At 65.1% G+C, this 22,465-nt stretch carries 25 protein-coding genes; 6 read left to right on the forward strand and 19 right to left on the reverse strand.

Annotated elements, in window-relative coordinates:
* Positions 1 to 87: 87 nt before the first annotated feature.
* On the reverse strand, positions 88 to 1,014 hold the full coding sequence (locus AN401_RS18400; protein ID WP_232513346.1) for a LysR family transcriptional regulator: 927 nt from the start codon (positions 1,012 to 1,014) through the stop codon (positions 88 to 90).
* Between the two features lie 195 nt (positions 1,015 to 1,209).
* Between AN401_RS18400 and yjjG the strand changes: the two genes are divergently transcribed.
* On the forward strand, positions 1,210 to 1,884 hold the full coding sequence (gene yjjG, locus AN401_RS18405) for a pyrimidine 5'-nucleotidase (protein ID WP_096780139.1): 675 nt from the start codon (positions 1,210 to 1,212) through the stop codon (positions 1,882 to 1,884).
* Between the two features lie 135 nt (positions 1,885 to 2,019).
* On the opposite strand, the gene AN401_RS18410 is transcribed toward yjjG, so the two are convergent.
* Positions 2,020 to 2,871, reverse strand: coding sequence for a bifunctional allantoicase/(S)-ureidoglycine aminohydrolase (locus tag AN401_RS18410; RefSeq protein ID WP_096780140.1), 852 nt, complete (start codon positions 2,869 to 2,871; stop codon positions 2,020 to 2,022).
* A gap of 172 nt (positions 2,872 to 3,043) precedes the next feature.
* On the opposite strand from AN401_RS18410, the gene AN401_RS18415 reads away from it, so the two are divergent.
* Positions 3,044 to 3,919, forward strand: coding sequence for a LysR substrate-binding domain-containing protein (locus AN401_RS18415; RefSeq protein ID WP_096780141.1), 876 nt, complete (start codon positions 3,044 to 3,046; stop codon positions 3,917 to 3,919).
* Here AN401_RS18415 and AN401_RS18420 read toward each other — a convergent pair whose 3' ends face one another.
* The 13 genes from AN401_RS18420 to bioH all read right to left on the reverse strand — a co-directional run bounded on the left by AN401_RS18420 (position 3,920) and on the right by bioH (position 15,745).
* A complete protein-coding gene (locus AN401_RS18420) occupies positions 3,920 to 4,780 on the reverse strand; it encodes a MurR/RpiR family transcriptional regulator (RefSeq protein WP_096780142.1) in 861 nt (286 codons plus the stop codon).
* A 30-nt stretch (positions 4,781 to 4,810) separates the two neighbouring features.
* Positions 4,811 to 5,539 (reverse strand): amino acid ABC transporter ATP-binding protein, encoded by a 729-nt coding sequence (locus AN401_RS18425; RefSeq protein WP_096780143.1) that lies wholly within the window; start codon positions 5,537 to 5,539, stop codon positions 4,811 to 4,813.
* A complete protein-coding gene (locus tag AN401_RS18430; protein WP_096780144.1) occupies positions 5,526 to 6,176 on the reverse strand; it encodes an amino acid ABC transporter permease in 651 nt (216 codons plus the stop codon). Before AN401_RS18430 ends, AN401_RS18425 begins: the two co-directional genes overlap by 14 nt.
* Positions 6,173 to 6,838, reverse strand: a complete 666-nt coding sequence (locus AN401_RS18435) for an amino acid ABC transporter permease (RefSeq protein WP_096780145.1) — start codon at positions 6,836 to 6,838, stop codon at positions 6,173 to 6,175. Before AN401_RS18435 ends, AN401_RS18430 begins: the two co-directional genes overlap by 4 nt.
* Before the next feature lie 10 nt (positions 6,839 to 6,848).
* Positions 6,849 to 7,643: a transporter substrate-binding domain-containing protein gene (locus tag AN401_RS18440; protein WP_198401771.1), complete on the reverse strand. Its 795-nt coding sequence runs from the start codon at positions 7,641 to 7,643 to the stop codon at positions 6,849 to 6,851.
* Between the two features lie 288 nt (positions 7,644 to 7,931).
* Positions 7,932 to 8,633 (reverse strand): GntR family transcriptional regulator, encoded by a 702-nt coding sequence (locus AN401_RS18445; RefSeq protein ID WP_094040341.1) that lies wholly within the window; start codon positions 8,631 to 8,633, stop codon positions 7,932 to 7,934.
* A gap of 205 nt (positions 8,634 to 8,838) precedes the next feature.
* The gene (locus AN401_RS18450; protein WP_094040340.1) at positions 8,839 to 10,305 is read right to left on the reverse strand and encodes an NCS1 family nucleobase:cation symporter-1; all 1,467 of its coding nucleotides are present in this window, start codon (positions 10,303 to 10,305) and stop codon (positions 8,839 to 8,841) included.
* A 56-nt stretch (positions 10,306 to 10,361) separates the two neighbouring features.
* Positions 10,362 to 11,753 (reverse strand): NCS1 family transporter, encoded by a 1,392-nt coding sequence (locus AN401_RS18455; RefSeq protein ID WP_096780147.1) that lies wholly within the window; start codon positions 11,751 to 11,753, stop codon positions 10,362 to 10,364.
* A gap of 132 nt (positions 11,754 to 11,885) precedes the next feature.
* A complete protein-coding gene (locus tag AN401_RS18460) occupies positions 11,886 to 12,620 on the reverse strand; it encodes an aspartate/glutamate racemase family protein (RefSeq protein WP_094040338.1) in 735 nt (244 codons plus the stop codon).
* 383 nt (positions 12,621 to 13,003) lie between these two features.
* Positions 13,004 to 13,720 carry a YebC/PmpR family DNA-binding transcriptional regulator gene (locus AN401_RS18465; protein WP_094040337.1) on the reverse strand — a complete coding sequence of 239 codons (717 nt, stop codon included), beginning with the start codon at positions 13,718 to 13,720 and terminating at the stop codon, positions 13,004 to 13,006.
* A 104-nt stretch (positions 13,721 to 13,824) separates the two neighbouring features.
* Positions 13,825 to 14,547: a ferredoxin--NADP reductase gene (locus AN401_RS18470; RefSeq protein WP_096780148.1), complete on the reverse strand. Its 723-nt coding sequence runs from the start codon at positions 14,545 to 14,547 to the stop codon at positions 13,825 to 13,827.
* Between the two features lie 18 nt (positions 14,548 to 14,565).
* A complete protein-coding gene (locus tag AN401_RS18475) occupies positions 14,566 to 14,889 on the reverse strand; it encodes a hypothetical protein (protein WP_232513347.1) in 324 nt (107 codons plus the stop codon).
* Between the two features lie 85 nt (positions 14,890 to 14,974).
* Positions 14,975 to 15,745, reverse strand: coding sequence for a pimeloyl-ACP methyl ester esterase BioH (gene bioH / locus AN401_RS18480; RefSeq protein WP_096780149.1), 771 nt, complete (start codon positions 15,743 to 15,745; stop codon positions 14,975 to 14,977).
* Positions 15,746 to 15,773: 28 nt separating this feature from the next.
* Between bioH and AN401_RS18485 the strand changes: the two genes are divergently transcribed.
* A complete protein-coding gene (locus tag AN401_RS18485; RefSeq protein WP_096780150.1) occupies positions 15,774 to 16,469 on the forward strand; it encodes a ComF family protein in 696 nt (231 codons plus the stop codon).
* A 71-nt stretch (positions 16,470 to 16,540) separates the two neighbouring features.
* Entirely contained in the window at positions 16,541 to 17,119 is a 579-nt protein-coding gene (gene nfuA / locus AN401_RS18490; protein WP_096780151.1) for a Fe-S biogenesis protein NfuA, read from the forward strand.
* Between the two features lie 97 nt (positions 17,120 to 17,216).
* On the opposite strand, the gene gpsA is transcribed toward nfuA, so the two are convergent.
* Genes gpsA through AN401_RS18505 form a run of 3 tightly spaced genes read right to left on the reverse strand, consistent with a single transcriptional unit; the run spans position 17,217 to position 19,171 of the window.
* On the reverse strand, positions 17,217 to 18,224 hold the full coding sequence (gene gpsA / locus AN401_RS18495; protein WP_096780152.1) for an NAD(P)H-dependent glycerol-3-phosphate dehydrogenase: 1,008 nt from the start codon (positions 18,222 to 18,224) through the stop codon (positions 17,217 to 17,219).
* Positions 18,224 to 18,706: a protein-export chaperone SecB gene (gene secB / locus AN401_RS18500; RefSeq protein ID WP_094041348.1), complete on the reverse strand. Its 483-nt coding sequence runs from the start codon at positions 18,704 to 18,706 to the stop codon at positions 18,224 to 18,226. Before secB ends, gpsA begins: the two co-directional genes overlap by 1 nt.
* Positions 18,707 to 18,742: 36 nt before the next feature.
* Positions 18,743 to 19,171: a rhodanese-like domain-containing protein gene (locus AN401_RS18505; RefSeq protein WP_096780153.1), complete on the reverse strand. Its 429-nt coding sequence runs from the start codon at positions 19,169 to 19,171 to the stop codon at positions 18,743 to 18,745.
* A 228-nt stretch (positions 19,172 to 19,399) separates the two neighbouring features.
* Between AN401_RS18505 and gpmM the strand changes: the two genes are divergently transcribed.
* Complete coding sequence (gene gpmM, locus AN401_RS18510; RefSeq protein ID WP_094041344.1) at positions 19,400 to 20,932, forward strand: 2,3-bisphosphoglycerate-independent phosphoglycerate mutase; 1,533 nt, start codon at positions 19,400 to 19,402, stop codon at positions 20,930 to 20,932.
* Between the two features lie 37 nt (positions 20,933 to 20,969).
* Positions 20,970 to 22,226 carry a murein hydrolase activator EnvC gene (gene envC / locus AN401_RS18515; protein WP_232513348.1) on the forward strand — a complete coding sequence of 419 codons (1,257 nt, stop codon included), beginning with the start codon at positions 20,970 to 20,972 and terminating at the stop codon, positions 22,224 to 22,226.
* Here the strand turns inward: envC and AN401_RS18520 are convergent.
* Positions 22,212 to 22,463, reverse strand: coding sequence for a YkgJ family cysteine cluster protein (locus AN401_RS18520; protein WP_094041158.1), 252 nt, complete (start codon positions 22,461 to 22,463; stop codon positions 22,212 to 22,214). The two genes, envC and AN401_RS18520, sit on opposite strands and share 15 nt — an antisense overlap.
* Positions 22,464 to 22,465: the final 2 nt, after the last annotated feature.

Here is a 22,465-nt window from a genome sequence, read left to right on the forward strand (position 1 = left end):
TCTTGTCACCGGGGTTCTGGGTCTCAGCTTAATACCGCCCTAACCATGCCCATAATGAAAGTTAGGAATAGATTTCATAACCACAGGCTATAGCTTGGTGCGACTCTCCCGCACCGTACGCTGCAGGTGATCCCGCAGGAAGGGGAAGCACAGCTCCCGGAACCAGCGGTGGGCCGGATCCTGGTGGTGGCGCTGGTGCCACATCAGGTGGTATTGCTGGCTCTGGGTGGCGAACGGCAGGGCGGTATAGGCCAGGGGATGGGCCTGGGACAGCTGCCAGGCGATATGGGCCGGGGTGGTCAGCAGGCAGTGGGTGCGGCACAGCACCTCCACCGCCGCCTGGAAGAAGGGCACCCGGGCAAACCAGCGCCGGGCCAGCCCCAGGGGCGCCAGCACCCGCTCCACCGGGCTGTCCTTGTCGCCGCCGCCGCTCACCTGCAGATGGGGCCAGGCCAGGTAGTCGTCCAAGCCGAGCAACCGCCCCGCCAGCGGGTGCTGCCGGCCCATCAGCACCACCAGGCCGTCTTCCCCCTGGCGCAGGCCGCGGATCAGCTCCGGCACCTGTTCGGTGATGGTGGACACCAGATCGAGCGGCGACTCCCACAGCAGCGGCAGCTGGCGCTTGTCCCACAGCTCGTACTCCAGCGCCGCCCCCGGCGCCTGGCGGGCCAGCTCGGCGCAGATGTCCGGCAAGATGTACTGGGCCACATAGTCGGACGAGGCCAGGCGGAACACCCGCTCGCAGCGGGCCGGCTCGAAGCCGGGCGTCGCGTAGAGCCGCTCCAGGCCGCCGAGCGCGTCGGCCAGCTCCCGGGCCAGCTGTTCGGCCCGGGGCGTGAGCAGCCAGCGCTGGCCCTCGCGCACCAGCAGCTCGTCGTTGAAGTCCCGGCGCAGCTGGGCCAGCTGCTTGCTCACCGAGGGCTGGCTCAGGTGCAGCCGCTCGGCCGCCAGGCTGAGGTTGCGGGTATCGAGCAGCACCCTGAGGGTGGGCAGCAGGTTGTAGTTGAGTTGCACCTTGGGTTTTCCTGAGCGGGGCCGGGCTCCTATCTTAGGCCAGCCCGCACGAGGGGGAAAGGAAGCGCCCGCATGACAGGACATGTTCGAGTCTTGAAAGGCTATCCTGTGCTTTCTCGGCCAAAAAGCATACAATTCTCACGTTCTTGCAGAAAGCCCCCACAAAAGCGCGAAAGACGCTGGAGAAGATAACAAATGCAATATAAATGGATACTGTTCGACGCCGACGACACCCTTTTCCACTTCGACGCCTACCAGGGGCTCAGGCGCATGTTCGCCGGCTTCGGGGTCGACTTCGGCGAGCAGGACTTTGCCCACTACCAGACCCTCAACCAGCCGCTGTGGGTGGACTACCAGGACGGCCACATCACCGCCGAGCAATTGCAGCACCGGCGCTTCGCCGGCTGGGCGGAGCGGCTGGAGGTCAGCCCCCGCGAGCTGAACAGCGCCTTTCTCACCGCCATGGCGGATATCTGCGCTCCCCTGCCCGGCGCCAGGGAGCTGATCGACGCCCTGACCGGCCAGGCACAACTCGGCATTATCACCAACGGCTTTACCGAGCTGCAGCAGGTACGGCTGGAGCGCACCGGCTTCAGGGACGCCTTCTCCCCCCTGGTGATCTCCGAGCAGGTGGGCCTGGCCAAGCCGGATCCGGGCATTTTCGAACACGCCCTGGAGCTGATGGGCCAGCCCCCCAGGGAGCAGGTGCTGATGGTGGGCGACAACCCCCACTCCGACATTCTCGGCGGCCTCAACGCCGGCCTGCACACCTGCTGGCTGAACCCCGCCGGCAAGCCCGCGCCAGAGGGCATCAGCCCCCACTACCAGGTGAGTTCGCTGCACGAACTGCACCGGCTGCTGCTGTGTTAGGGGGTGAGGGGTGAGGGGTGAGGGGTGAGCCGTTGCAGAATACCGACTCTTCCCCCTCACGCCTTACGATTTTCCCCTCGCGGCCATACGCAAAAAGGGCGGCCCGGAGGCCGCCCTTTGTTTAACCGATATCGCTTACTTGCGGTTGCCGCGGTAGGCGGGCGAGGCGTTCAGCACCATATGGCGGTTGATGTCCTTGTACAGCAGGTAGCGGAAGCGGGTCGGGCCGCTGGCGTAGCAGGCCTGCGGGCAGAAGGCGCGCAGCCACATGTAGTCGCCGGCTTCCACTTCCACCCAGTCCTGGTTCAGGTGGTACACCGCCTTGCCTTCCAGCACATAGAGGCCGTGCTCCATGACGTGGGTTTCGTCGAAGGGGATGACGCCGCCGGGCTGGAAGGTCACGATGTTGACCTGCATGTCGTAGCGCATGTCGGCGGAGTCCACGAAGCGGGTGGTGGCCCAGGCGTCGTTGGTGTCCGGCATCGGGGTCGGTGCAATGTCGTTCTCGTTGGTGACGAAGGCTTCCGGCACTTCGATGCCGTCCACGTATTCGTAGGCCTTGCGGATCCAGTGGAAGCGCACCGGCGCGTCGCCGTTGTTCTTCAGGCTCCAGTTGGTGCCGGGCGGCAGGAAGGCGTAGCCGCCGGTCTGCATCTGGTGCACTTTGCCTTCCAGGGTCAGGGTCATTTCCCCTTCCACCACGAACAGCACGCCTTCGGCGCCGGAGTCCAGCTCGGGCTTGTCGCTGCCGCCCTGGGGGGAGACTTCCATGATGTAGTGGGAGAAGGTCTCGGCGAAGCCGCTCATCGGCCGGGCGATGACCCACAGCCGGGTGTTGTCCCAGAACGGCAGGAAGCTGGTCACGATGTCGCTCATCACGCCCTTGGGAATGATGGCGTAGGCTTCGGTGAAGACGGCGCGATCGTTGATCAGCTGTGTCTGGGGCGGCAGACCGCCGGTGGGGGCATAATAAGAATTACGGGCCATGACATCTGTCCTTTATTTATGCAAAGTGGTTGGTCTGCGCCAACGGATCAGCAGTGGTCTTGACGAGGCTGCTGTTTAAATGCTGAACACCCCTGATTGTAGAGCAAGGCCGTTTGATTTATAAATTAAATAACCGAATGGCAACTAGTGGCTTTGCCACTGGATGGAAGGCATGAACCTGAACACCACCCTGGATCCCGTGCTGCTGCGCAGCTTTGTCGCCGTGGTCGACACCGGCAGCTTTACCCGCGCCGCCGACAGCACCCACCTCACCCAGTCCACCGTCAGCCAGCAGGTGCGCAAGCTCGAATCCCTGCTCGGCTGCGAGCTGCTGCACCGCAAGGGGCGCTACGTCACCGCCACCCTGGAGGGAGAGCGGGTGCTGAGCTACGCCCGCCGCATCCTGCAGCTGATGAACGAGGCGCTGGCCCAGACCAGCCTGAGCGCCGAGCAGCAGAAGATCCGCCTGGGGGTGCCGGAAGACTTCGCCACCCACGCCATCATGCCCACCCTGTCGGCCTTCGCCAGCGAATACCCGGGCATCCGCCTGGAGGTGAAGAGCGGCCTGTGCAGCGACATCTGGCGCGAGTTCCAGCGCAGCGACCTGGACCTGGCCCTGGTCAAGCAGCGCCAGGGCAGCGCCCCCGGCCTGGCCAGCTGGCCCGAGCCGCTGTGCTGGATCGACAGCCTGGACGGCAACAATCTGGACAACCACCCCATTCCCCTGGTCACCTTTCCCATCGGCGGCCTCTACCGCAGCGAGATGGCCCACACCTTCGACAGCCTGGGCCGCAGCTGGCGGCTGGCCTATGTGAGCACCAGCCTGTCCGGGGTGTGCTGCGCGGTGGAAGCCGGTCTCGGCATCTCGCTGCTGCCCCGCCGCCTGGTTACCGAACGCCACCGCATCCTCGACCAGCGCGACGGCCTGCCGCCGGTGCCGGACCTGGAGCTGACCCTGCACGCCCAGGCCCAGCTCTCGGCCCACAGCCGGCTGCTGGCGGAGCGGCTGATCGGCGCCTGCGATCGCACCTTCGAGGGCGAGGCCTGATCAGCCCCCGCTGGAAAACTGCCACAGCCGGTTGAGCTCCAGCTCCTCCGTCTGCCGGTAGAGTTCGTTGATGCGACCGATGCGCTCCCGCCCCTGCGCCAGTTGCCGGTGCAGCAGCAGGTTGCAGATCAGGCTGACGGTGCACATGGCGGCGCTGTAGCTGTCGAAGGCGGACACCGAATCGAGCGGCAGCTCCAGCAGCCAGTCCGGGGCGTCGGGCAGTTCGGCCTGGGTCTCCACCATCAGCGCCAGCGGCACCCCGCTCCGGCGCAGGCTGGCCAGCAGCTTGGGAAACAGCGCCGGCCGGCGATGAAAGGCCACCAGGATGATCAGGTCGTCGACGCCGTAATCGACCAGCTCCTCCGCCAGGGTCTGGCCCGGCTGGGGCAGCAACTGCACCCCGGCGCGCACCTGCACCAGTTGCTGGCGCAGGTGCAGGGCCACCGGGTAGCTGTTGCGAAAGCCGATGATGCCCACCCGCCGCGCCCCGGCCAGGCCGCCTATCAGGCCATCGAGGCTGCCGTTGCCGAGCAGGGTCAGCAACTGGGCAATCTTGTCCTGCTCGCACTTGAGCTGGCGCTCGATAAGGCCCGCCGGTCCGTCGCCGAGCGCCGCCGGTATCGGCACCCCGGACTGGCGCAGGCGGCGGTTTTCATCGCGCATCTCCCGGAAGCTGTCGTAGCCGAGGCGGCGGAACAGCCGGCTGACGGTGGACTTGGACACCCCGCAGCAGCGGCTGAGTTCCACCGAGTTGTAGGTGGCCAGATCGTCCATATGGTCGAGGATAAAGCTGGCCACCCGCCGCTCCTGGGGGCCGAGTTGCGAAAACTGTGCGCGGATCTGTTCGCCAAGCTGGCTCATGCGGGTCTGTCCTGATCGACAAGGGTTCCGCTACAGTACCGCATTGATAAAGCTCTGCAACTCGGCGGTCCGGGGCCGGGCGAACAGCTCCTCGGCCGGGCCGCTTTCCCACACCTTGCCCTGGTGCATGAACACCACCCGGTCGCCCACGTCCCGGGCGAAGTTCATCTCGTGGGTCACCAGGATCAGGGTGATGCCCTCCGCCGCCAGTTCCTCCAGCACCTTGAGCACCTCCCCCACCAGTTCGGGGTCGAGCGCCGAGGTGATCTCGTCGCACAGCAGCACCTTGGGCGACATGGCCAGGGCGCGGGCGATGGCCACCCGCTGCTGCTGGCCGCCGGACAGGCGGTCCGGGTACTGGTCGAACTTGTCGGCCAGGCCGACCTTGCCGAGCATCTCCAGCGCCAGCTCCCGCGCCTCCTCCCTGGCCTGCTTCAGCACCAGCCGGGGTGCCAGCATCAGGTTCTCCCCCACCGTCAGGTGCGGAAACAGGTTGAAGCTCTGGAACACCATGCCCACGCTGCGCGCCAGCCGGCGCACCTGCACCTCGTCGCTGGTCACTTCCTTGCCGTCGACCACGATGCCGCCCTGCTGGTAGTCTTCCAGGCCGTTGATGCAACGCAGCAGGGTGCTCTTGCCGGAGCCGCTGCGGCCGATGATGGACACCACCTCGCCCGCCTTGACCCTGAGATCGATGCCCTTGAGCACGTGCAGCTCCCCGTAGTACTTGTGAACTTGTTCGATATTAACGAGTGCCATTGAATTTTTTCTCCAGGTACTGGCTGGCCAGGGACAGCGGATAGCAGAGCGCGAAGTAGAGCAACGCCACCAGGGCGAACACCTTGAACGGCTCGAAGGTGGCGTTGTTGAGCATGGTGCCGGCCTTGGTCAGCTCCACGAAGCCGATGATCGAGGCCAGGGCGGTGCCCTTGACCACCTGCACCGAAAAGCCGACGGTGGGCGCCAGCGCCACCCGCACCGCCTGGGGCAGGATCACCCGGCTCAGGGTCTGGCCGAAACCGAGTCCCAGGCAGCGGGCGGCTTCCCACTGGCCCCTGGGCAGGGTGTCGATGCAGCCGCGCCAGATCTCGGTGAGAAAGGCGCTGGTGAACAGGGTCAGCGCCAGGGCGGCGGCGGCCCAGGCGGAGATGTCCAGCCCCAGCATGGCCAGGCCGAAGAAGGCCAGGAACAGCTGCATCAGCAGCGGCGTGCCCTGGAACAGCTCCACGTAAATCCGCACCAGCCACTGCAGCGGCCGGCGCCCGGTCAGGCGCAGGGCGGTGAGCAGCAGCCCGACCAGGGCGCCGCCGGCGAAGGCGACCAGCGACAATGCCACCGTCCAGCGCGCCGCCAGCAGCAGGTTGCGGAAGATATCCCAGTTGGTGAACTCCATCATGCCGTGGCCCTCCGATGGCGGAACAGGCGGTGACCCAGCAGCGCGAACAGCTGCCGCATCAGTATCGCCAGCCCCAGGTAACACGCCGCCGCCACCAGGTAGGCCTCGAAGCTGCGGAAGTTGCGGGACTGGATCAGGTTGGCGGCGTAGGTCAGGTCGGCCACCGAAATCTGCGACACCACCGCCGAGCCCAGCATGACGATGATGCACTGGCTGGTCAGCGCCGGATAAATCTTCTCGAACGCCGGGATCAGCACCACCCGGAAGAAGCTCTGCCGGGGGCTGAGCCCCAGCACCCGGGCCGCCTCTATCTGCCCCCTGGGGGTGGCCGCCAGGCCGGCGCGGATGATCTCGGCGCTGTAGGCACCCAGGTTGATCAGCATGGCCAGCAGGCCCGCCTCCCAAGCGCCGAGCTTGATCCCGAGGCTGGGCAGCCCGAAGAAGACGAAGAACAGCTGGACGATAAAGGGCGTGTTGCGGATAAGCTCCACATAAGCCCCCACCAGCGCCCGCAGGGGCCGGCCGCCGTAATGGCGGGCGGCGGCGCAGGCGGTGCCGATGGCCACGCCTCCCAGCGTGGCGTAGCAAGTCAGTTCCACCGTGACCCACAAGCCCTGGAGGATCAGCTCCTGGTAGGGCCACAGCTCGTTAAAGTTCAGCATGGCGCGTCTCTCAGCTGCCGAAGCCGGCCGGCAGCGGGGCTTTCAGCCAGGTTTGGGAAATACGCTCCAGGGTGCCGTCGGCCAGGGCCTGGGCGATCAGCGTGTTGACCTTGTCGCGCAGCTCGGTTTCCCCCTTTTTCAGGCCGATATAGCAGGGAGAGTCCTTCAGCATGAACTTGGCGACCGGCGCCTTGTCCGCGTGGCGTTCGGCGATCTCGGCGGCCACCAGGTTGCCGGTGGCGATCAGCTGTACCTGGCCGGACAGATAGGCGGAGATGGTGGTGTTGTTATCCTCGAAGCGCTGGAGCCTGGCCGAGGCGGGCAGCACCTTCTCCAGCTCCATGTCCTCCACCGCGCCCCGGGTCACCCCGACCACCCGGCCGTCCAGATCCGCGGCCGCCGCCACCGGCAGTTCGCCGTTGCCGAACACGCCGAGGAAGAAGGGAGCGTAGGCCTCGGTGAAGTCGATGGCCCGCTCCCGCTCCTCGTTCTTGCCCAGGCTGGAGATCACCAGATCGGCCTTGCCGGTCTGCAGGTAGGGGATGCGGTTGGCGCTGGTCACCGGGATCAGCTCCAGTTTGAGGCCCATCTCCTCCGCCAGGTAGGCGGCCATGTCCACGTCGTAGCCCCTGGGCTTGAGATCCGGGCCGACCGAGCCGAAGGGCGGAAAGTCCTGGGGCACCGCCACCCGCAGCACCCCGCGTTGTTCGATGTCCGCCAACTGGCTGGCCTGGGCGGTGCTGGCCGCCGCCAGCAGGCCGAGGGCCGCCAGGCCGTGAACCATCATCTGTTTCAAGCTATGCAATTTAACGAGTTCCATTACTCACCTCTGTGGGGTCCATGTATCGGGCAAGCCTGAAACTTTCGATTCAGGCGAGGTGATAACTGCAACGATAGTGCCAAAGCTGCCGCCACCGCGGCCGATGGCCGTGGTGGAGAAAATAAGTGGTGGAAGATCAGTCACTAACCGGGCGGACCCGGCGGCGGGAAAGAGTACATCTGAACAGGCTGGCGGGGCGGGCTCTGCCCCCAAAAGAGGCCCCACTACCCTTTTTGGGGCAGGGCATGGGGCAGATGGCCGTCCTATGGGTACTCAGAGGTCGGCGAAAATTTCCTTGAGGTTGACGTCTTCGTCGTGGGTCGGCTCCAGCTGCAGCTGGGCTTCGATTTCGTTGAGGTGGTCGATCATCAGCTGCACCGCCTTGTCCACCTCGTGGGCGGCGATGGCGGCCAGCAGGCCGGTGTGCTCGCTGCAGGACAGGCCGGAATGGCGCGCCTTGCCCTTGAGCGGCCCGGGACCCTGGTAGAGGGCGATGATCAGGGAAGAACGGGGGATGATCTCGTGCAGGAAGGAGGTCAGCACCGGCTTGTTGGCCAGCTTGCCGATCAGCAGGTGAAACTCGCCGGACAGCCGGATGCGCAGGCTCTGCTGCCCCTGGGCGAAGGCCTGGTGCTCCCGCTCCACGTGCTCCTGCAGCAGCTGCTTTTCCCGGGCCGTGCACTTGCTCGCCAGCTCCCGCACCAGCTCGGCCTCGATCAGCCGGCGGGCCTGGAAGATTTCCCGCGCCTCTTCCGGCGAGGGCTCGGCCACGAAGGCGCCGCTGTTGGGCACCAGGTGGACCAGCTTGTGGTGGGACAGCTGCAGCAGCAGCTTGCGCACAAAGCCCCGGCTGAGTCCAAATGTTTCGCTTAGATCTTCTTCTTTCAGGCGGGTGCCCGGCAACAGCTTGTGGGCGACGATGGCCTCCCAGATGCGTTGATAGACGCTGTCGAGATCGTTGGTTTTATTCTGCATGGCGCTACCTTGGATGCATGGCAGGCCCCCTGGTGAGGTGCTCTTGATTCCTGCCGTCTTGATTCGGCCACCAGGGGCGCGATCACTCTGTTGGTGGAACGGATAACGCGCACAGATTAGCACAGGGCTTATATTGTCAACAATAAATGGAATATTTTGTTAAGGAAAGAAGGGGCCCGGGCCCCTTCTTCGTTCAGTGGGTTTTTCAGCCGGCCTTGCTGGCCTTGGTCCTGGCCTGGGGCACCGAGCTACGCATCAACAACCGGTAGAAGAGCCCGCCCAGGGCGGCACCGATCAGCCAGCCATAACCGTTGAGATCGGCCAGCGCCGGCACCAGCACGGTGGAGATGGAGAACAGGGCCGCCAGGCCGAAGGCCATCAGCGCCTTGGCGTTCCAGCCGTTCTGGTAGTAGTAGGCACCCTTGGGATCGGTGGAGAACAGCTGCTCCATGTCCAGCCTCTGCTTTTTCACCAGGTAGTAGTCCACCACTATGATGCCGTAGAAGGGAGCCACGATGGCGCCCAGGGCATTGACGAAGCCGGGGATGCCGATTTGGCTGATCACCGAGACCCAGAGCGCGCCCACGAAGAAGGCGACGATGGCGGTGATGAGGCCGCCGATGCGGAAGCTGATCATCTTGGGGAACAGGTTGGCCAGGTCATAGGCCGGCGGAATGAAGTTCGCCACCAGGTTGATGCCGACGGTGGCGGCGAAGAAGGTCAGCGCCGCCACTATGGTCAGGGGCAGGGAATCCACCCGCTCCACGATATCGGCCGGGTTGGTCAGCGCCTCGCCGAACAGCACCATGGTGCCGGCGGTGATGATCAGCGCGATAAAGGAGAAGAAGGCCACGTTGAGCGGCAGCCCCACCAGATTGCCGATCTTCATCTCCCGTTCGCTGCGCACGAAACGGGTGAAGTCGCCGAAGTTGATCACCACGGCGGCGAAATAGGCCACCATGGTGCCGACGATGGCGGTAAAGGCCGCGATGCTGCCGCCCTCATAGCTGCCGCCGCCGCTGAAGATGGTGCCCACCGCCGGGATCAGCTGGTCACCGGCCTGGATCCAGACGATCACCATCAACGCCAGCATCACCACATAGACCAGGGGGCCGGCCCAGTTGAGGAAGGTCTTGATCTTGTCGATGCCCTGCCAGAACAGCAGGATCTGGAACAGCCAGACGATCAGGAACGACAGCCAGGCGGTGCCGGACAATCCGAGGAAGCTGCTGCCGTTGCCCACGCCCCAGAGCGCGGTGAGCAGCAGGGTCACGGCGGTGGAGGCGAAGTAGGTCTGCACCCCGTACCAGAAGATGCCGATGATGGCCCGCAGCAGGGCCGGAAAGTTGGCGCCGCGCACCCCCATGCTGGAGCGGATCATCACCGGGAAGGGAATACCGTACTTGACGCTGGGCTTGCCGGTCAGGTTGACCAGCACCATGACGATAAAGCCGGCCAGGATGATGGCGGCCATCACCGCCCAGCCGTTCAGGCCGTAGGCCAGGAACAGGGAGGCGGCCAGGGTGTAGCCGAACAGGCTCTGGATGTCGTTCGACCAGACGTTGAAGATTTCAAACCAGCCCCAACTGCGGTCCTTGTGCTTGATGGGGGCCAGATCCTCATTGTACAGCAGGGGATCCCGCCCCCTTACCTCAAGCTGACGATCGTCCATATCGGTATTCCTCATGTGAAGGTCGGAGCGGGGGCCAGTCCCGGCCCCCGGATTGATTACTGGCGGAACCGCTGGCAGGGCTGCCAGTGCTGCATCAGCAGGTAGTAGATGATGCCGGCGGGCAGCAGGCTGGCGTACCAGGACACGGAAGAGAAGGTCAGGGCCACGGCGGCACCGGCCAGGGCGGCGATCACCGCGCCGTAGTTGACGCCACGGTAGGGCCCGTTCTCGTCATAGAGCTTGTCCAGGTCGAGCTTGCGGCGACGCAGGATGAAGTAGTCCACCACCATTACCGCGAAGATGGGACCGAGGAAGGCGGAGTAGGTCTGCACGAACAGCTGCAGGCCGGCGGAGGATTCGTCCTTCACCAGTTCCCAGGGGAAGGTGCAGAAGGCCAGCAGGCCCACCAGTATGGTGGAGGTGCGGAACTTCAGCTTGAACACGTCCATCAGGATATAGGTGGGCGGCACCACGTTGTTGAGCACGTTGGTGGTGACCTGGGCGAAGGCGATGAACAGCAGGGTAATCACCAGCAGCGGGGTGTTGTCGACGGCGCTGGCGAAGACCTGGATGGGGTCGGACACCCCGGTGGCACCGGACACCATCAGCCCGATCAGCCCCATGAACAGGGTGCAGGGCAGGATGGACATGGCGTAGATGGTGGTGAGCAGGCCCGGCTTGGTGCCTTCCTTCAGCTCACGGGAATAGTCGCTGACATTGAGCATCATGGTGCTGTAGATGCCGAGGAACAGCATGGTCGCCCCCCAGAACGGCAGGCCCCAGGTCCCTTCCACATTCACCAGGTTGGTGGTGATCTCGTCGCCGTAGCGGTTGATCACGCTGTAGAACATGTACACCAGCGCCAGCAGGATAAAGCCGCTGCCCACGTTCTCCAGCCACTTGATGCCCTTGAAGCCGAAGATGGACAGGCCTATCTGCAGGAACTGGAACAGGATGAAGTAGAGCACCAGGTTGTCGAAGCCGAACAGGGTGGCCGACACCGCGTTCAGGGCGCCGGCACCGATCCAGCTTTGGAAACCGTACCAGACGATGGCCGGCACCGCCCGCACCAGCCCCGGAAAGCGGGTGCCGGCAAAGCCGAAGGCGCCGCGCGCCTGCACCATGAAGGGAATGCCGTATTTGTAACCGGCGGCGCCATTCAGGGCCAGGGCAATGCCGATCACGAAGCAGCCGATGGCGATGGCCACGGTTGCCTGCAGCAGGTTGAGGGTGCCCACTATGCTGGAACCCATGGTAAAGGTGCCGATCGATACGCAACCGCCGAACCAGGCCAGCAGGTAGGAGACCCGGCCCATGATGCGGTGTTTCTGGGGGGCCAGGGATTCATCGCCCGCCTTCTTCTCGTGCACCTCCCCAGCGGTGACCGGCTGGGCGCCGACCTGGGCCATGGGAATCGCGGTTTCGCTGTTCACTTGTTGGATTGCCATTGGTTTGTCCTCGGTATTCCATCACTGGGGCGGTGTTGCCACCCCCCTTTTCCTCTGCCGGCCGCGTCTTGGGCCGTGCATCCTGTTCCGGCAACCGGGTGTCCCCGACCGCCGCTGTTGGCCGCCCCCGGATCAGGCGATTTTCAGGCTGCGCCCGGGGTTGGCCAGCTCGGGTCGGGGCCAGTTGAAGGTCAGCACCTTGCTGGTTCCCAGTTTCATGTCCACCATGGCCTCACAGAGTTTGACCGCGGCGACGGTACCATCGATCACCGGAATGCCGATTTCCTGCTCGATCTGGGCGCGATACTGGGACATGCCGGCGCAGCCCAGCACGATGGCCTCGGCCTTGTCCTCCTCCCGCGCCCGCAGGCACTCGGCGATCACCTTGGCGATGGCGGCCTCCGGCGAGCGGGCCAGATCCAGCACCTGGATGGGGGTGGTGCGTACCTTCTTGCACTGTTCGCCGAAGCCGTAACGGCTGACCAGGTGCTCGGTCATAAAACGGACCCGGGGGGCCGTGGTCACCACGCTGAAGCAGGCGCTGGCCATGGCCGCCAGGTGGAAGGCCGCCTCGGCGATGCCCAGCACCGGCTTGTCGGTCAGCTCCCGGGCGGCGTAGAGGCCGGGGTCACCGAAACAAGCCAGCACATAGGCGTCGATATCCTGTTCCCGGTCGCCCTTGGCGATCTCTTCCAGTACGCCGGGCACCGCCAGGGCCTCGTCATAAAAACTTTCAATAGATGCCGGTCCGCTGGCGGGGCTGACCGCCAGGATCTCGGTATCGGGCCGGGCCACCGCATCGGCCAGCCGCTGCAAGGCATCGGTAAACGACTGGGTGGTGTTGGGGTTGATGATCTTGATCCTCACGGCTAACTCCTCGTTCACATAAATGCTGTTTTATTGTTAACGATTTAATACTAGATCAACATTTAACATCCTGTAAACATGTTTACGAAATAAATTTTAATCGTAAAAAATAAAGGCAACTATCGTGCCATTAATGGCAAAAAGATCATCAGATAAAGCATAATCCATTGAATATAAAAAGCTTTTGTCGATTACCTGGGCAAAGACAGTGGCCCGGCGCTGCGCCAGGCGGGCCAGAAGAAGGAAAGGATGCGATGTTTTGGTGCACCAATAGGGTGAAGATCGTTAGCGATTTATGGTTCCGGTACGGCCGGGGAATGTAAAAAAACCCTCCATGGGGAGGGTCTGTCGACGAAGGGGCCATATCGGCCCCCCTTGCCAGATCAGTACTCGGCGTTGTGGTAGACGTTCTGTACGTCGTCCACGTCGTTGAGCATGTCGAGGAATTTCTCGAGCTGGGCCACGTCGTCGCCGCTGACCGGGGTCGTGGTCTGGGGCACGAACTGGATGGCATCCACCTCGAAGTCGATACCCTCGAAGGCCTCGGTCAGCGCCTGCTTGGCCTTGAAGTACTCGGTATGGGGCGCGAACACGGTGATGCGGCCGTCTTCGTTCTCGATATCGGTCACGTCCACGTCGGCCGCCATCAGGGCCTCCAGCACGGCTTCCTCATCGTCGCCCGCAAAGGCCAGGATGGCACAGTGATCGAACATGTGACTGACGGTGCCGGAGGTGCCCAGCTTGGCCTTGACCCGGTTGAAGCACTGGCGCACATCGCCGATGGTCCTGTTGGGGTTGTCGGTCAGGCAGTCCACAATCACCATGCAGTTGCCCGGGCCGAAGCCTTCGTAACGGGCGGGAGAAAAATCCTCGCCGGCGCCGCCCTTGGCCTTTTCCAGCGCTTTTTCGATAACGTGAGCCGGCACCTGGTCTTTCTTGGCGCGCTCGATCAGGCCGCGCAGGGACAGGTTGCCGTCAGGGTCTGCTCCACCTGACTTGGCGGTAACGTAGATCTCGCGGCCGTATTTGCTGTAGACCTTGCTCTTGGCGTTCGCCGTTTTGGCGATGGATTCCTTGCGGTTTTGATAGGCTCTGCCCATGGGATCGTCTCAATTGCTCATCGGAAGAGCGCGAATTTTACACACAGAGAAGCGGCAGATCTATTTTCCTGGCACTTCGCGGCGGATTTTCGCGGCCCGGGCCGCTAATAACCGGCGAATTCCTCGGTGCGCACCCGCTCTTCGGCTACCCCGAGCCGGCCCAGCATGGCTTTCATCGCCGCCACCAGGGCCGGCGGGCCGTCCACAAAATAGAGCGGCGCCTGCACCTCATCCAGGTAGCGCGCCAGCATGGCCTCGTCCACATGGCCCTGCTCGCCCTGCCAGCCGGTTGCCGCGGGCTCCGCCCGGGTCATGGTCGCCACCAGGGTGCAACGGGCGTCGCCCGCGCAGGCCTGTTGCAGCTCCTCGAGGAAGGGGGCGTCCTGCGGCTGGCGGTTGGCATAGAACAGCACCAGGCGCCGTTCCTCCTGCTCCGCCAGGGCCTGCAGCAGCATGCTGCGCACCGGGGTGATACCGATGCCACCGGTAATAAACACCACGGGCGTGCGGGGATCGGCCGGCAACACGAAGTCACCGTAGGGGCCTTTCAGGGTCAGTTCGGCACCGGGAGCCAAACCGCTCAGCACCCGCTTGAAGGCGCTGCCGCGGATCCGGGTGGCCACCATCAGCTCCGCCTCGGCGGGCGCCGACGCCAGGGACAGGATGCGGCCGTTGCCCTCCCCGTCGGTTTCCGGTGGATCGATCAGCACCAGCCGGATGCACTGCCCGGCCCGAAAGGCGAAGCCCTCGGGCTTGTCGAAATAGAACGCCAGGGTCCGATCGGCGACCTGCTGGTTGCGTTTGAGAAAAACGGGGTAACTGGCCATGGCGGAGACCTCCGGGGATCAGACTTCGATATCCAGGGCACTGCCGGCGCTTTCGTGCCGGTCGTGGTAACGCCGGCTGATCGCGTGGAGCCGACGGCTCATGACGGGACTGGCGCCAATCCAGCAGACACCGCCCTGGTGCAGGCCCAGCCAGGCTTCGAACGCCGCCTCCCGCCGGCTGCGGTCCCTGTCCTGGTCCCGCTTGCGGATGGCCACATAGGGCTGCACCGCCTTGATCACCGGGATCACCGGGCGGCGCACGTTGTCGGCCTGGGCCGCTTCCGTGGTGGGCTGGGCCCAGTTGGGGGCCAGGTTGGGCAAAATCACCGGTAATGCCATCATTCACCTCCGTCGCCGTTGATCGCCTCCTTATTATGGCCTCCCCGCCCCGATTCCGCCCGGCCAAGGAGCCCGGCAACGGCCGGGATCAGGCGAGTTCGTGCAGGAAGCGGCGGATCCGCTCGGCGGTGGCGTCGGGATGGGAGATAAAGGGCGCATGGGAGGCCCTGGGCTCGATATGGCTCAGACTGTTCGGCGCCAGCTCGTCCACCAGGGCGGCGGCCTTTCTCGGCACCAGGCCGTCGAGCCGACCGTAGAGCCGCAGCAGCGGCACCCGCAGCTCGGCCAGCCGCGGCCGCAGATCCACCTCGCCCAGCAGTGCCAGGCCGGCGGCCAGGGCGCCGGCGTCGGGCGTCGGCTTTTGCCCCAGGCTGTCGCGCAGGCGGCGGATGTCGTCCCGGGCGTGCTCGCTGCCCATGGCCTGCAGGGCCAGGAAGCGGTTTACCACCTGCAGGTGATCCTCCGCCAGTTGCCGTTCGAACTCCGCCAGCACCCCGGCCTTGATGCCGGGCCAATCGTCCCCGGCCACGAAGCGGGGCGAACTGGCGAGGGTGATAAGGCCGCCGACCCGCTCGGGCATGCGCAGGGCGGCATGGGTGGCGATCAGCCCCCCCAGGGACCAGCCCAGCCAGGCCGCCCGGGGCGGGGCGGCGCCGAGCACGGCACCAGCCCAGTCGTCCAGCCCCGCCGAGGCCGGCAGCGCCGGGCTGTGGCCGAACCCCGGCAGGTCCACCAGATGCAGCCGGAAATCGGCCTCCAGCAACTCGGCCAGCCCCTGCCAAACGGCGCCGTTCATGCCCCAGCCGTGCAGCAGCACCAGATCCGGCCCCCGGCCCCGTCGTTCTACATATACACTCATCGCAGACACCCGTTATCGATACCGCCCCATGATAAGACGTCTGACCGCCCGCTTACAATCCGGCCCGCTCTGGTGGGGCCAGTGCCTGCTGTGCCGGCAGAACTGCACCGGACAGCCCCTGATCTGCCGCCAGTGCCGTGATGAATTGCCCCGGCTGGAGCGCCCCTGCCCGCTCTGTGCCTTTCCCCTGGCGGTGGAGGACGCCCACTGCGGCCGCTGCCAGCGCCGGCCGCCGCCCTGGCAGCGGCTGCGGGTGCTGGCCGATTTCGTTCCGCCCTACACCCGCCTTGTCCACGACCTCAAGTATCAGCACAGGGCCCTCAACGGCCGCCTGCTGGGCCAGTTGCTGGCCGAGGCGGTGGAGCCGCCCTGGCCCGAGGCGATACTGCCGGTGCCCCTGCACTGGTGGCGCCAGTTGCGCCGGGGCTACAACCAGGCGGGGGAAATCGCCCGCGGCCTGGCGGACAGGCTCGCCATCCCCGTCGACAACCGGGTCCTGCGCCGGGTGCGCGCCACCGCCGCCCAGACCCATCTCAATCGCCGCCAGCGCCGGCGCAACCTGCGCGGCGCCTTCGCACTCGGTGCCATGAACTATCGCCATGTGGCACTGCTCGACGATGTCATCACCACCGGCGCCACCATGGCGGAGCTGACCCGGCTGCTGCACACCGCCGGGGTGGAGCGGGTCGAAGTGTGGGCGCCGTGCCGCACTCTCGAGCACTGACGGCTATTCAAGCGACAACAACAAGGGTATGATAAAAGTTGAGTTGTTTAGTCAGGTTTACGAGGATAGCGATGATTACGATTTCCGAGACCGCCCAGGGCCACTTCCGCAAACTGCTGTCGCAACAGCCGGAAGGCACCAATATCCGGGTGTTTGTGGTCAACCCGGGCACCCCCAATGCCGAGTGCGGTGTTTCCTATTGCCCGCCCGACGCCGTGGATCCGGACGATATGCACCTGCCGTTCGAGGGCTTCGAGGCCATCGTTGATCAGCAAAGCGCGCCTTTCCTGGACGCGGCCGAAATCGACTTCGTCAGCGACCAGATGGGCTCCCAGCTCACCCTGAAGGCGCCCAATGCCAAGATGGCCAAGGTGCCGGACGACGCCCCTCTGGCGGATCGGGTGGAATACGTGCTGCAGTCCCAGATCAACCCGGGGCTGGCCAGCCACGGCGGCAAGGTGGTGCTGACCGAGATCACCCCCGACGGCCTGGCCATACTGCAGTTCGGCGGCGGCTGCAACGGCTGCTCCATGGTCGACGTCACCCTGAAGGAAGGCATCGAGAAGCAGCTGCTCGAGCTGTTCCCGGGCGAGCTGACCGGGGTGCGCGACGCCACCGAACACCAGCGCGGCGAGCACTCCTACTACTGAGCCGCCGACCGCAATCAATACAAAGGGGAGCCTCGATGGCTCCCCTTTTGTTTGTCGATAAGGCCTGATGATACCGGCAAGACCGGCCCAATCGGCGTCACTCCGCCTTGCGATCCCGGCCGAGCAGGGCCAGGGCCGCTTCCCTGGCGTTCTTGCCTTCATAGAGCACCTGGTAGACCTGCTCGCAGATGGGCATTTCCACCCCGTGGCGGGCGGCCAGCTGGTGCACCTCGGCGGCGTTGCGGTAGCCCTCCACCACCTGGCCGATCTCGGCCATGGCGGTGTCCACGCTCTTGCCCTGGCCCAGGGCCAGGCCGAAGCGGCGGTTGCGGGACTGGTTGTCGGTGCAGGTGAGCACCAGATCCCCCAGCCCCGCCATTCCCATAAAGGTCTCCTGCTCGGCACCCAGGGCCACCCCCAGGCGCTGCAGCTCCACCAGGCCGCGGGTGATGAGCGCGGTGCGGGCGTTGGCGCCAAAGCCCAGGCCATCGGCCAGGCCGGCGCCGATGGCGATGACGTTCTTGACCGCCCCGCCCAGCTGCAGTCCCACCATGTCGTCGTTGAGATAGACCCGGAAGGAGCGGCCGCAATGCAGCAGGTCCGCCAGTTCCCTGGCGAAGCCGGCGTCGGTGGAACCGAGGGAGATGGCGGTGGGCAGGCCCATGGCCAGCTCCTTGGCGAAGGTGGGGCCGGACAGCACCGCCAGCGGGATCTGCTCGCCCAGTATTTCCCGCGCCACCTGCTGCAACAGGTTGCCGCTGGCCGGATCCAGGCCCTTGGTGGCCCAGGCGATGCGGCTGTCGGGCCGCAGGAAGGGCTTGAGCTGCCGGAGCAGGTCCGCGAACACATGGCTCGGCACCACGATCAGCAGGTCGCGGCTGGCCCGCACCGCCCGCTCCAGGCTGGCCTCGGGCTCAAGGCTGGCGGGAAAGGGAGCATCGGGCAGGAACACCTTGTTGCAGCGATCGGCGGCCAGGGTCGCCACCTGCTCGGGCCTGTGGCCCCACAGCAGGGTGCGGTGGCCGTTACGGGCCAGGGCGATGGCCAGCGCCGTACCGTAGGAGCCGGCACCCAGAACCGAGATGGCGGCGGCACCCTGGGTCATCAGGCATCCGCCTGCTGTTGCTGCTGGGCGCGCTGCACATGGGCGGCAAACAGGGCGTCGAAGTTCACCGGCGCCAGGTTCAGCTGCGGGAAGGAGCCCTTGTTCACCAGGCTGGCCACGGTTTCACGGGCATAGGGGAACAGGATATTGGGGCAGAAGGAACCCAGGCAATGGGCCAGTTGCGGCTCGGGCATGTTGCCGATGGTGAAGACGCCGGCCTGCTGGATTTCGCACAGGTAGACGGTGTCCGCTTCACCCATCTTACAGGTGACGGTCAGGGTCAACACCACCTCAAACACGTTGTCGCCCAGGCGGGCGCTCTTGGTGTCCAGATCCAGCTTGACCTCGGGCTTCCACTCCTTCTGGAACACCAGGGGAGTGCCCGGCGCCTCGAAGGACAGATCCTTCAGATAGATGCGCTGGATCTGGAATTCAACCTGTTGCTGGGCCTGGTTGGCGGCACCGTTTGCTGCTTCAGCCATTGAAGATGTCCTTATAGTGTATGCAGTTTGAAGAAATTAACGCTTGGTCACCGGCAGGTTCTGGCTGCGCCAGTCGGTCATGCCGCCGCGCAAGGCGTAGACCTGCTTGAAGCCGGCCTTGGTCAGCACACGGCCGACGCCGCCGGTGGTCATGCCGGTTTCGCACACCAGCACCAGGGGCTTGTCCTTGAACTTTTCGATCAGGTTCAGGTTGTTGGCCTTGAGCTGGCTGGCTGGCACGTTGATGGCGCCGGCGATATGGCCCTTGCGGAACTCCTCGGCGGAGCGGACGTCCACCACGGCGGCGTCCTGCTTGTTGATAAGCAGCACCGCCTGCTGGGAAGCCACCACCTGCACCTTGCTCAACCTGGAGGCGACGGTCATGTACACCACCGCCGACGCCAGGCCCAGCCAGGCCATGGTCAGCAAGGGATGATTGGCGGCAAAATCGAGATACTCTTGCATGCTGTTACTTCTTTCGGATCAAAATGCGGAAAAGCCCGAGTATACATGGGGTATCGGCAAATAACAGCAGCCCGGCCCCGATAGCGGCCATCGATAGGCGAGGCCTGCGCCGCCCATCGGAAATACCCCTGGCCCGCGGCTGGTGACTAAATCAGCAATTGTAGTAATATGACAGACAGTTTCAGCTTTCTTAACTTCTACTTTCAAATAACAACATAGGGTTACACTATGAACTCGACCAAAAAGCCCCTGGTTCTGATCATCCTCGACGGCTGGGGTTACAGCGAAAAGACCGAACACAACGCCATCCACAGCGCCCGCACCCCGGTGATGGACGATCTGATGAAGAACCGCCCCTCGGTGCTGATCTCCACCTCCGGCCACGACGTCGGCCTGCCCGACGGCCAGATGGGCAACTCCGAAGTGGGCCACGTCAACATCGGCGCCGGCCGCATCGTCTACCAGGACCTGACCCGTATCGACAAGGCCATCGCCGACGGTGACTTCTTCACCAACCCGGTACTGACCCAGGCGGTGGACGGTGCCAAGGCCAGGGGCCGGGCGGTGCACATCATGGGCCTGCTGTCACCGGGCGGCGTGCACAGTCACGAAGACCAGATCGCGGCCATGATCAAACTGGCCGCCGAGCGCGGGGCCGATGAAATTTACTTACATGCCTTCCTCGACGGCCGCGACGTGGCTCCCCGCTCCGCCCAGGGCTCCATCGAGCGCTTCGAGGCCCTCTTCGCCGAACTGGGCAAGGGCCGCCTGGCCTCCCTCGTCGGCCGCTACTTCGCCATGGACCGCGACAACCGCTGGGATCGGGTGCAGAGCGCCTACGACCTGCTGACCCAGGGCAAGGCCGAGTTCCAGTATGCCTCCGGCGTGGACGCCCTGCAGGCCGCCTATGCCCGGGAAGAGAACGACGAATTCGTCAAGGCCACCGTGGTGGGTGAGCCGGTCGCCATGCAGGACGGCGACGCCGTCATCTTCATGAACTTCCGCGCCGACCGCGCCCGTGAAATCACCCGCGCCTTTGTGGATGAGGACTTCACCGGCTTCGAGCGCGACGCCCGCCCGAGCTTAAGCGACTTCGTGATGCTCACCGAGTACGCCGCCGACATCCACACCAGCTGCGCCTACCCGCCCGAGCAACTGGTCAATACCCTGGGCGAGTGGCTGGCCAAGCACGACAAGACCCAGCTGCGCATTTCCGAAACCGAGAAGTACGCCCACGTCACCTTCTTCTTCAACGGCGGCATCGAGGACTGCTTTCCGGGCGAGCAGCGCGAGCTTATCCCGAGCCCCAAGGTCGCCACCTACGACCTGCAGCCGGAAATGAACTCCGAGCAGCTCACCGACAAGCTGGTCGAGGCCATCGAAAGCGGGGCGTTCGACGTCATCATCTGTAACTACCCCAACGGCGACATGGTCGGTCACACCGGGGTGTTCGAGGCGGCGGTCAAGGCCTGCGAAGCGGTCGACCGTTCCATCGGCCGGGTGGTCGCCGCCCTGGAGAAGGTGGGGGGCGAATGTCTGATCACCGCCGACCACGGCAACGCCGAGCAGATGGTCAACCCCGAGACCGGCGAGATCCACACCGCCCACACCAACCTGCCGGTACCGCTGATCTACGTCGGCCGCGACGCCACCCCGGTGGCGGGCGGCAAGCTGTCGGATCTGGCCCCCACCATGCTGAGCCTGATGGGCATGCAAATCCCCGAGCAAATGACTGGCAAGCCTCTGATGGTTCTGAAATAATCAGGGCCCTATGGGCTGGCACAGACTGATTGTTTCAATGTTGCTTAGCACCGGCCTGATGGCCGGTGCTTTTGCTTGGGCGGATGACGGCGCCGAACTCAAGAAGGTGCAGGGGCAGATCGCCAGCCAGCGGCAGGATGTCCAGCAGCAGCAAAAACAGCTGAAGGAGCTGCAACAGCAGCTCGCCAGGGACGAAAAGGCCATCTCCGCCCAGGCGCGGGAGCTGAACCAGACCCGCAACCGGCTGACCGAGCTCGAGGTCAACCTGGCCCGCCTGGACCGGGAGCACGGGGAACTCAACCGGCAGTCCGAGCACCAGCAACAGCTGCTGGCGGAGCAGCTCAGGGCCGCCTACCAGAATGGCCGTCACGATTACCTGAAATTACTGCTCAACGGCCAGGACAGCACCGACATCGATCGGCTGCTGCACTACTACGCCCACCTCAACCAGGCCCGGGCCGAGGCCCTCAAGGAGCTGGCCCGCACCCGGGAGCAGTTGGCCGACAACCGCCGCCAGGCGGAGCAGAGCCGCAACCAGCTCAACCAGCTGCTGGCCCGACAGCAGGGCGAGCAGCAGAAACTCGAGGCGCAGCAGGCCAAGCGCAACGACACCGCCAAGAAGCTCAACGCCAACCTGGAGCAGGGCAACCAGCGCCTGACCAGCCTGCAGCAGGCCGCCAACCAGCTGGAGCAGCAGATCAAGGCCGCCCAGGAAAGGGCGGCCCGCGAGCAGGCCGCCCGGGAAAAGGCGGAGCGGGAACGGCTGGAGCGCGAACGCCTGGCCCGGGAGCGGGCCGAGCGCGCGGAGCAGGAACGGGCGCAGACAGCGGGGCGGCCAAGCGTTGCTGCGGGCGGCGGCTCGGGACGCACCCCGGTGGTGGCCCCCGCCACCGGCAGCTTCGGCGGCCTGGCCAGGGGCAGCCTGCCCTGGCCCCTGCAGGGCCAGTTGCTGCACCGCTTCGGCACGCGTCGCACCGGCGAGTTGACCTGGAAGGGGCTGCTGATCGGCGGCCGGCCGGGACAGGAAGTGAAGGCGGTGGCCAACGGCCAGGTGGTGTACGCCGACTGGCTCAACGGTTTCGGCATGGTGATGGTGATCGATCACGGCAAGGGCTACCTGAGCCTCTATGGCCACAACCAGTCCCTGCTCAAGGGCCCGGGCGACAAGGTCAGTGCCGGCCAGGCCATCGCCCTCAGTGGTGAAAGCGGCGGCCAGAGCCAGCCCGGGCTCTATTTCGAGATCCGTTACCAGGGCCAGGCCATCGACCCTCAGCCCTGGCTAGCGCGTCGCTGATTCCAGCTCGGTCAGCAGCCAGAGCGCCTGCTCGCGGCTGGTGCCGCACACGTCCTCGGCGGCCTGGAAGCGATCGCACACCGGCGGTCGCTCCGGCTTGCCGAACAGGCCGCAGCGCCTGTCTCCCAGCAGATGGATACAGGCCTCGCCGGCGGCCTTGCCCTTCGGCATGCCCGGTATGGGCCCACTGATACTGGGGGCGATGCAACAGGCACCGCAACCGCTTCGACATTCCATAC

The sequence above is a fragment of the Zobellella denitrificans genome (assembly GCF_002407485.1).
GTDB lineage: Bacteria > Pseudomonadota > Gammaproteobacteria > Enterobacterales > Aeromonadaceae > Oceanimonas > Oceanimonas denitrificans.

What these genes read in the sequence shown, in the direction of transcription:
- yjjG (WP_096780139.1), top strand. Translation starts at nt 1,210, where the DNA reads ATGCAATATAAATGGATACTGTTCGACGCCGACGACACCCTTTTCCAC.
- AN401_RS18410 (WP_096780140.1), bottom strand. Translation starts at nt 2,871, where the DNA reads ATGGCCCGTAATTCTTATTATGCCCCCACCGGCGGTCTGCCGCCCCAG.
- AN401_RS18415 (WP_096780141.1), top strand. Translation starts at nt 3,044, where the DNA reads ATGAACCTGAACACCACCCTGGATCCCGTGCTGCTGCGCAGCTTTGTC.
- AN401_RS18420 (WP_096780142.1), bottom strand. Translation starts at nt 4,780, where the DNA reads ATGAGCCAGCTTGGCGAACAGATCCGCGCACAGTTTTCGCAACTCGGC.
- AN401_RS18425 (WP_096780143.1), bottom strand. Translation starts at nt 5,539, where the DNA reads ATGGCACTCGTTAATATCGAACAAGTTCACAAGTACTACGGGGAGCTG.
- AN401_RS18430 (WP_096780144.1), bottom strand. Translation starts at nt 6,176, where the DNA reads ATGATGGAGTTCACCAACTGGGATATCTTCCGCAACCTGCTGCTGGCG.
- AN401_RS18435 (WP_096780145.1), bottom strand. Translation starts at nt 6,838, where the DNA reads ATGCTGAACTTTAACGAGCTGTGGCCCTACCAGGAGCTGATCCTCCAG.
- AN401_RS18445 (WP_094040341.1), bottom strand. Translation starts at nt 8,633, where the DNA reads ATGCAGAATAAAACCAACGATCTCGACAGCGTCTATCAACGCATCTGG.
- AN401_RS18450 (WP_094040340.1), bottom strand. Translation starts at nt 10,305, where the DNA reads ATGGACGATCGTCAGCTTGAGGTAAGGGGGCGGGATCCCCTGCTGTAC.
- AN401_RS18455 (WP_096780147.1), bottom strand. Translation starts at nt 11,753, where the DNA reads ATGGCAATCCAACAAGTGAACAGCGAAACCGCGATTCCCATGGCCCAG.
- AN401_RS18465 (WP_094040337.1), bottom strand. Translation starts at nt 13,720, where the DNA reads ATGGGCAGAGCCTATCAAAACCGCAAGGAATCCATCGCCAAAACGGCG.
- AN401_RS18470 (WP_096780148.1), bottom strand. Translation starts at nt 14,547, where the DNA reads ATGGCCAGTTACCCCGTTTTTCTCAAACGCAACCAGCAGGTCGCCGAT.
- AN401_RS18475 (WP_232513347.1), bottom strand. Translation starts at nt 14,889, where the DNA reads ATGATGGCATTACCGGTGATTTTGCCCAACCTGGCCCCCAACTGGGCC.
- bioH (WP_096780149.1), bottom strand. Translation starts at nt 15,745, where the DNA reads ATGAGTGTATATGTAGAACGACGGGGCCGGGGGCCGGATCTGGTGCTG.
- AN401_RS18485 (WP_096780150.1), top strand. Translation starts at nt 15,774, where the DNA reads ATGATAAGACGTCTGACCGCCCGCTTACAATCCGGCCCGCTCTGGTGG.
- nfuA (WP_096780151.1), top strand. Translation starts at nt 16,541, where the DNA reads ATGATTACGATTTCCGAGACCGCCCAGGGCCACTTCCGCAAACTGCTG.
- gpsA (WP_096780152.1), bottom strand. Translation starts at nt 18,224, where the DNA reads ATGACCCAGGGTGCCGCCGCCATCTCGGTTCTGGGTGCCGGCTCCTAC.
- secB (WP_094041348.1), bottom strand. Translation starts at nt 18,706, where the DNA reads ATGGCTGAAGCAGCAAACGGTGCCGCCAACCAGGCCCAGCAACAGGTT.
- AN401_RS18505 (WP_096780153.1), bottom strand. Translation starts at nt 19,171, where the DNA reads ATGCAAGAGTATCTCGATTTTGCCGCCAATCATCCCTTGCTGACCATG.
- gpmM (WP_094041344.1), top strand. Translation starts at nt 19,400, where the DNA reads ATGAACTCGACCAAAAAGCCCCTGGTTCTGATCATCCTCGACGGCTGG.
- envC (WP_232513348.1), top strand. Translation starts at nt 20,970, where the DNA reads ATGTTGCTTAGCACCGGCCTGATGGCCGGTGCTTTTGCTTGGGCGGAT.
- AN401_RS18520 (WP_094041158.1), bottom strand. Translation starts at nt 22,463, where the DNA reads ATGGAATGTCGAAGCGGTTGCGGTGCCTGTTGCATCGCCCCCAGTATC.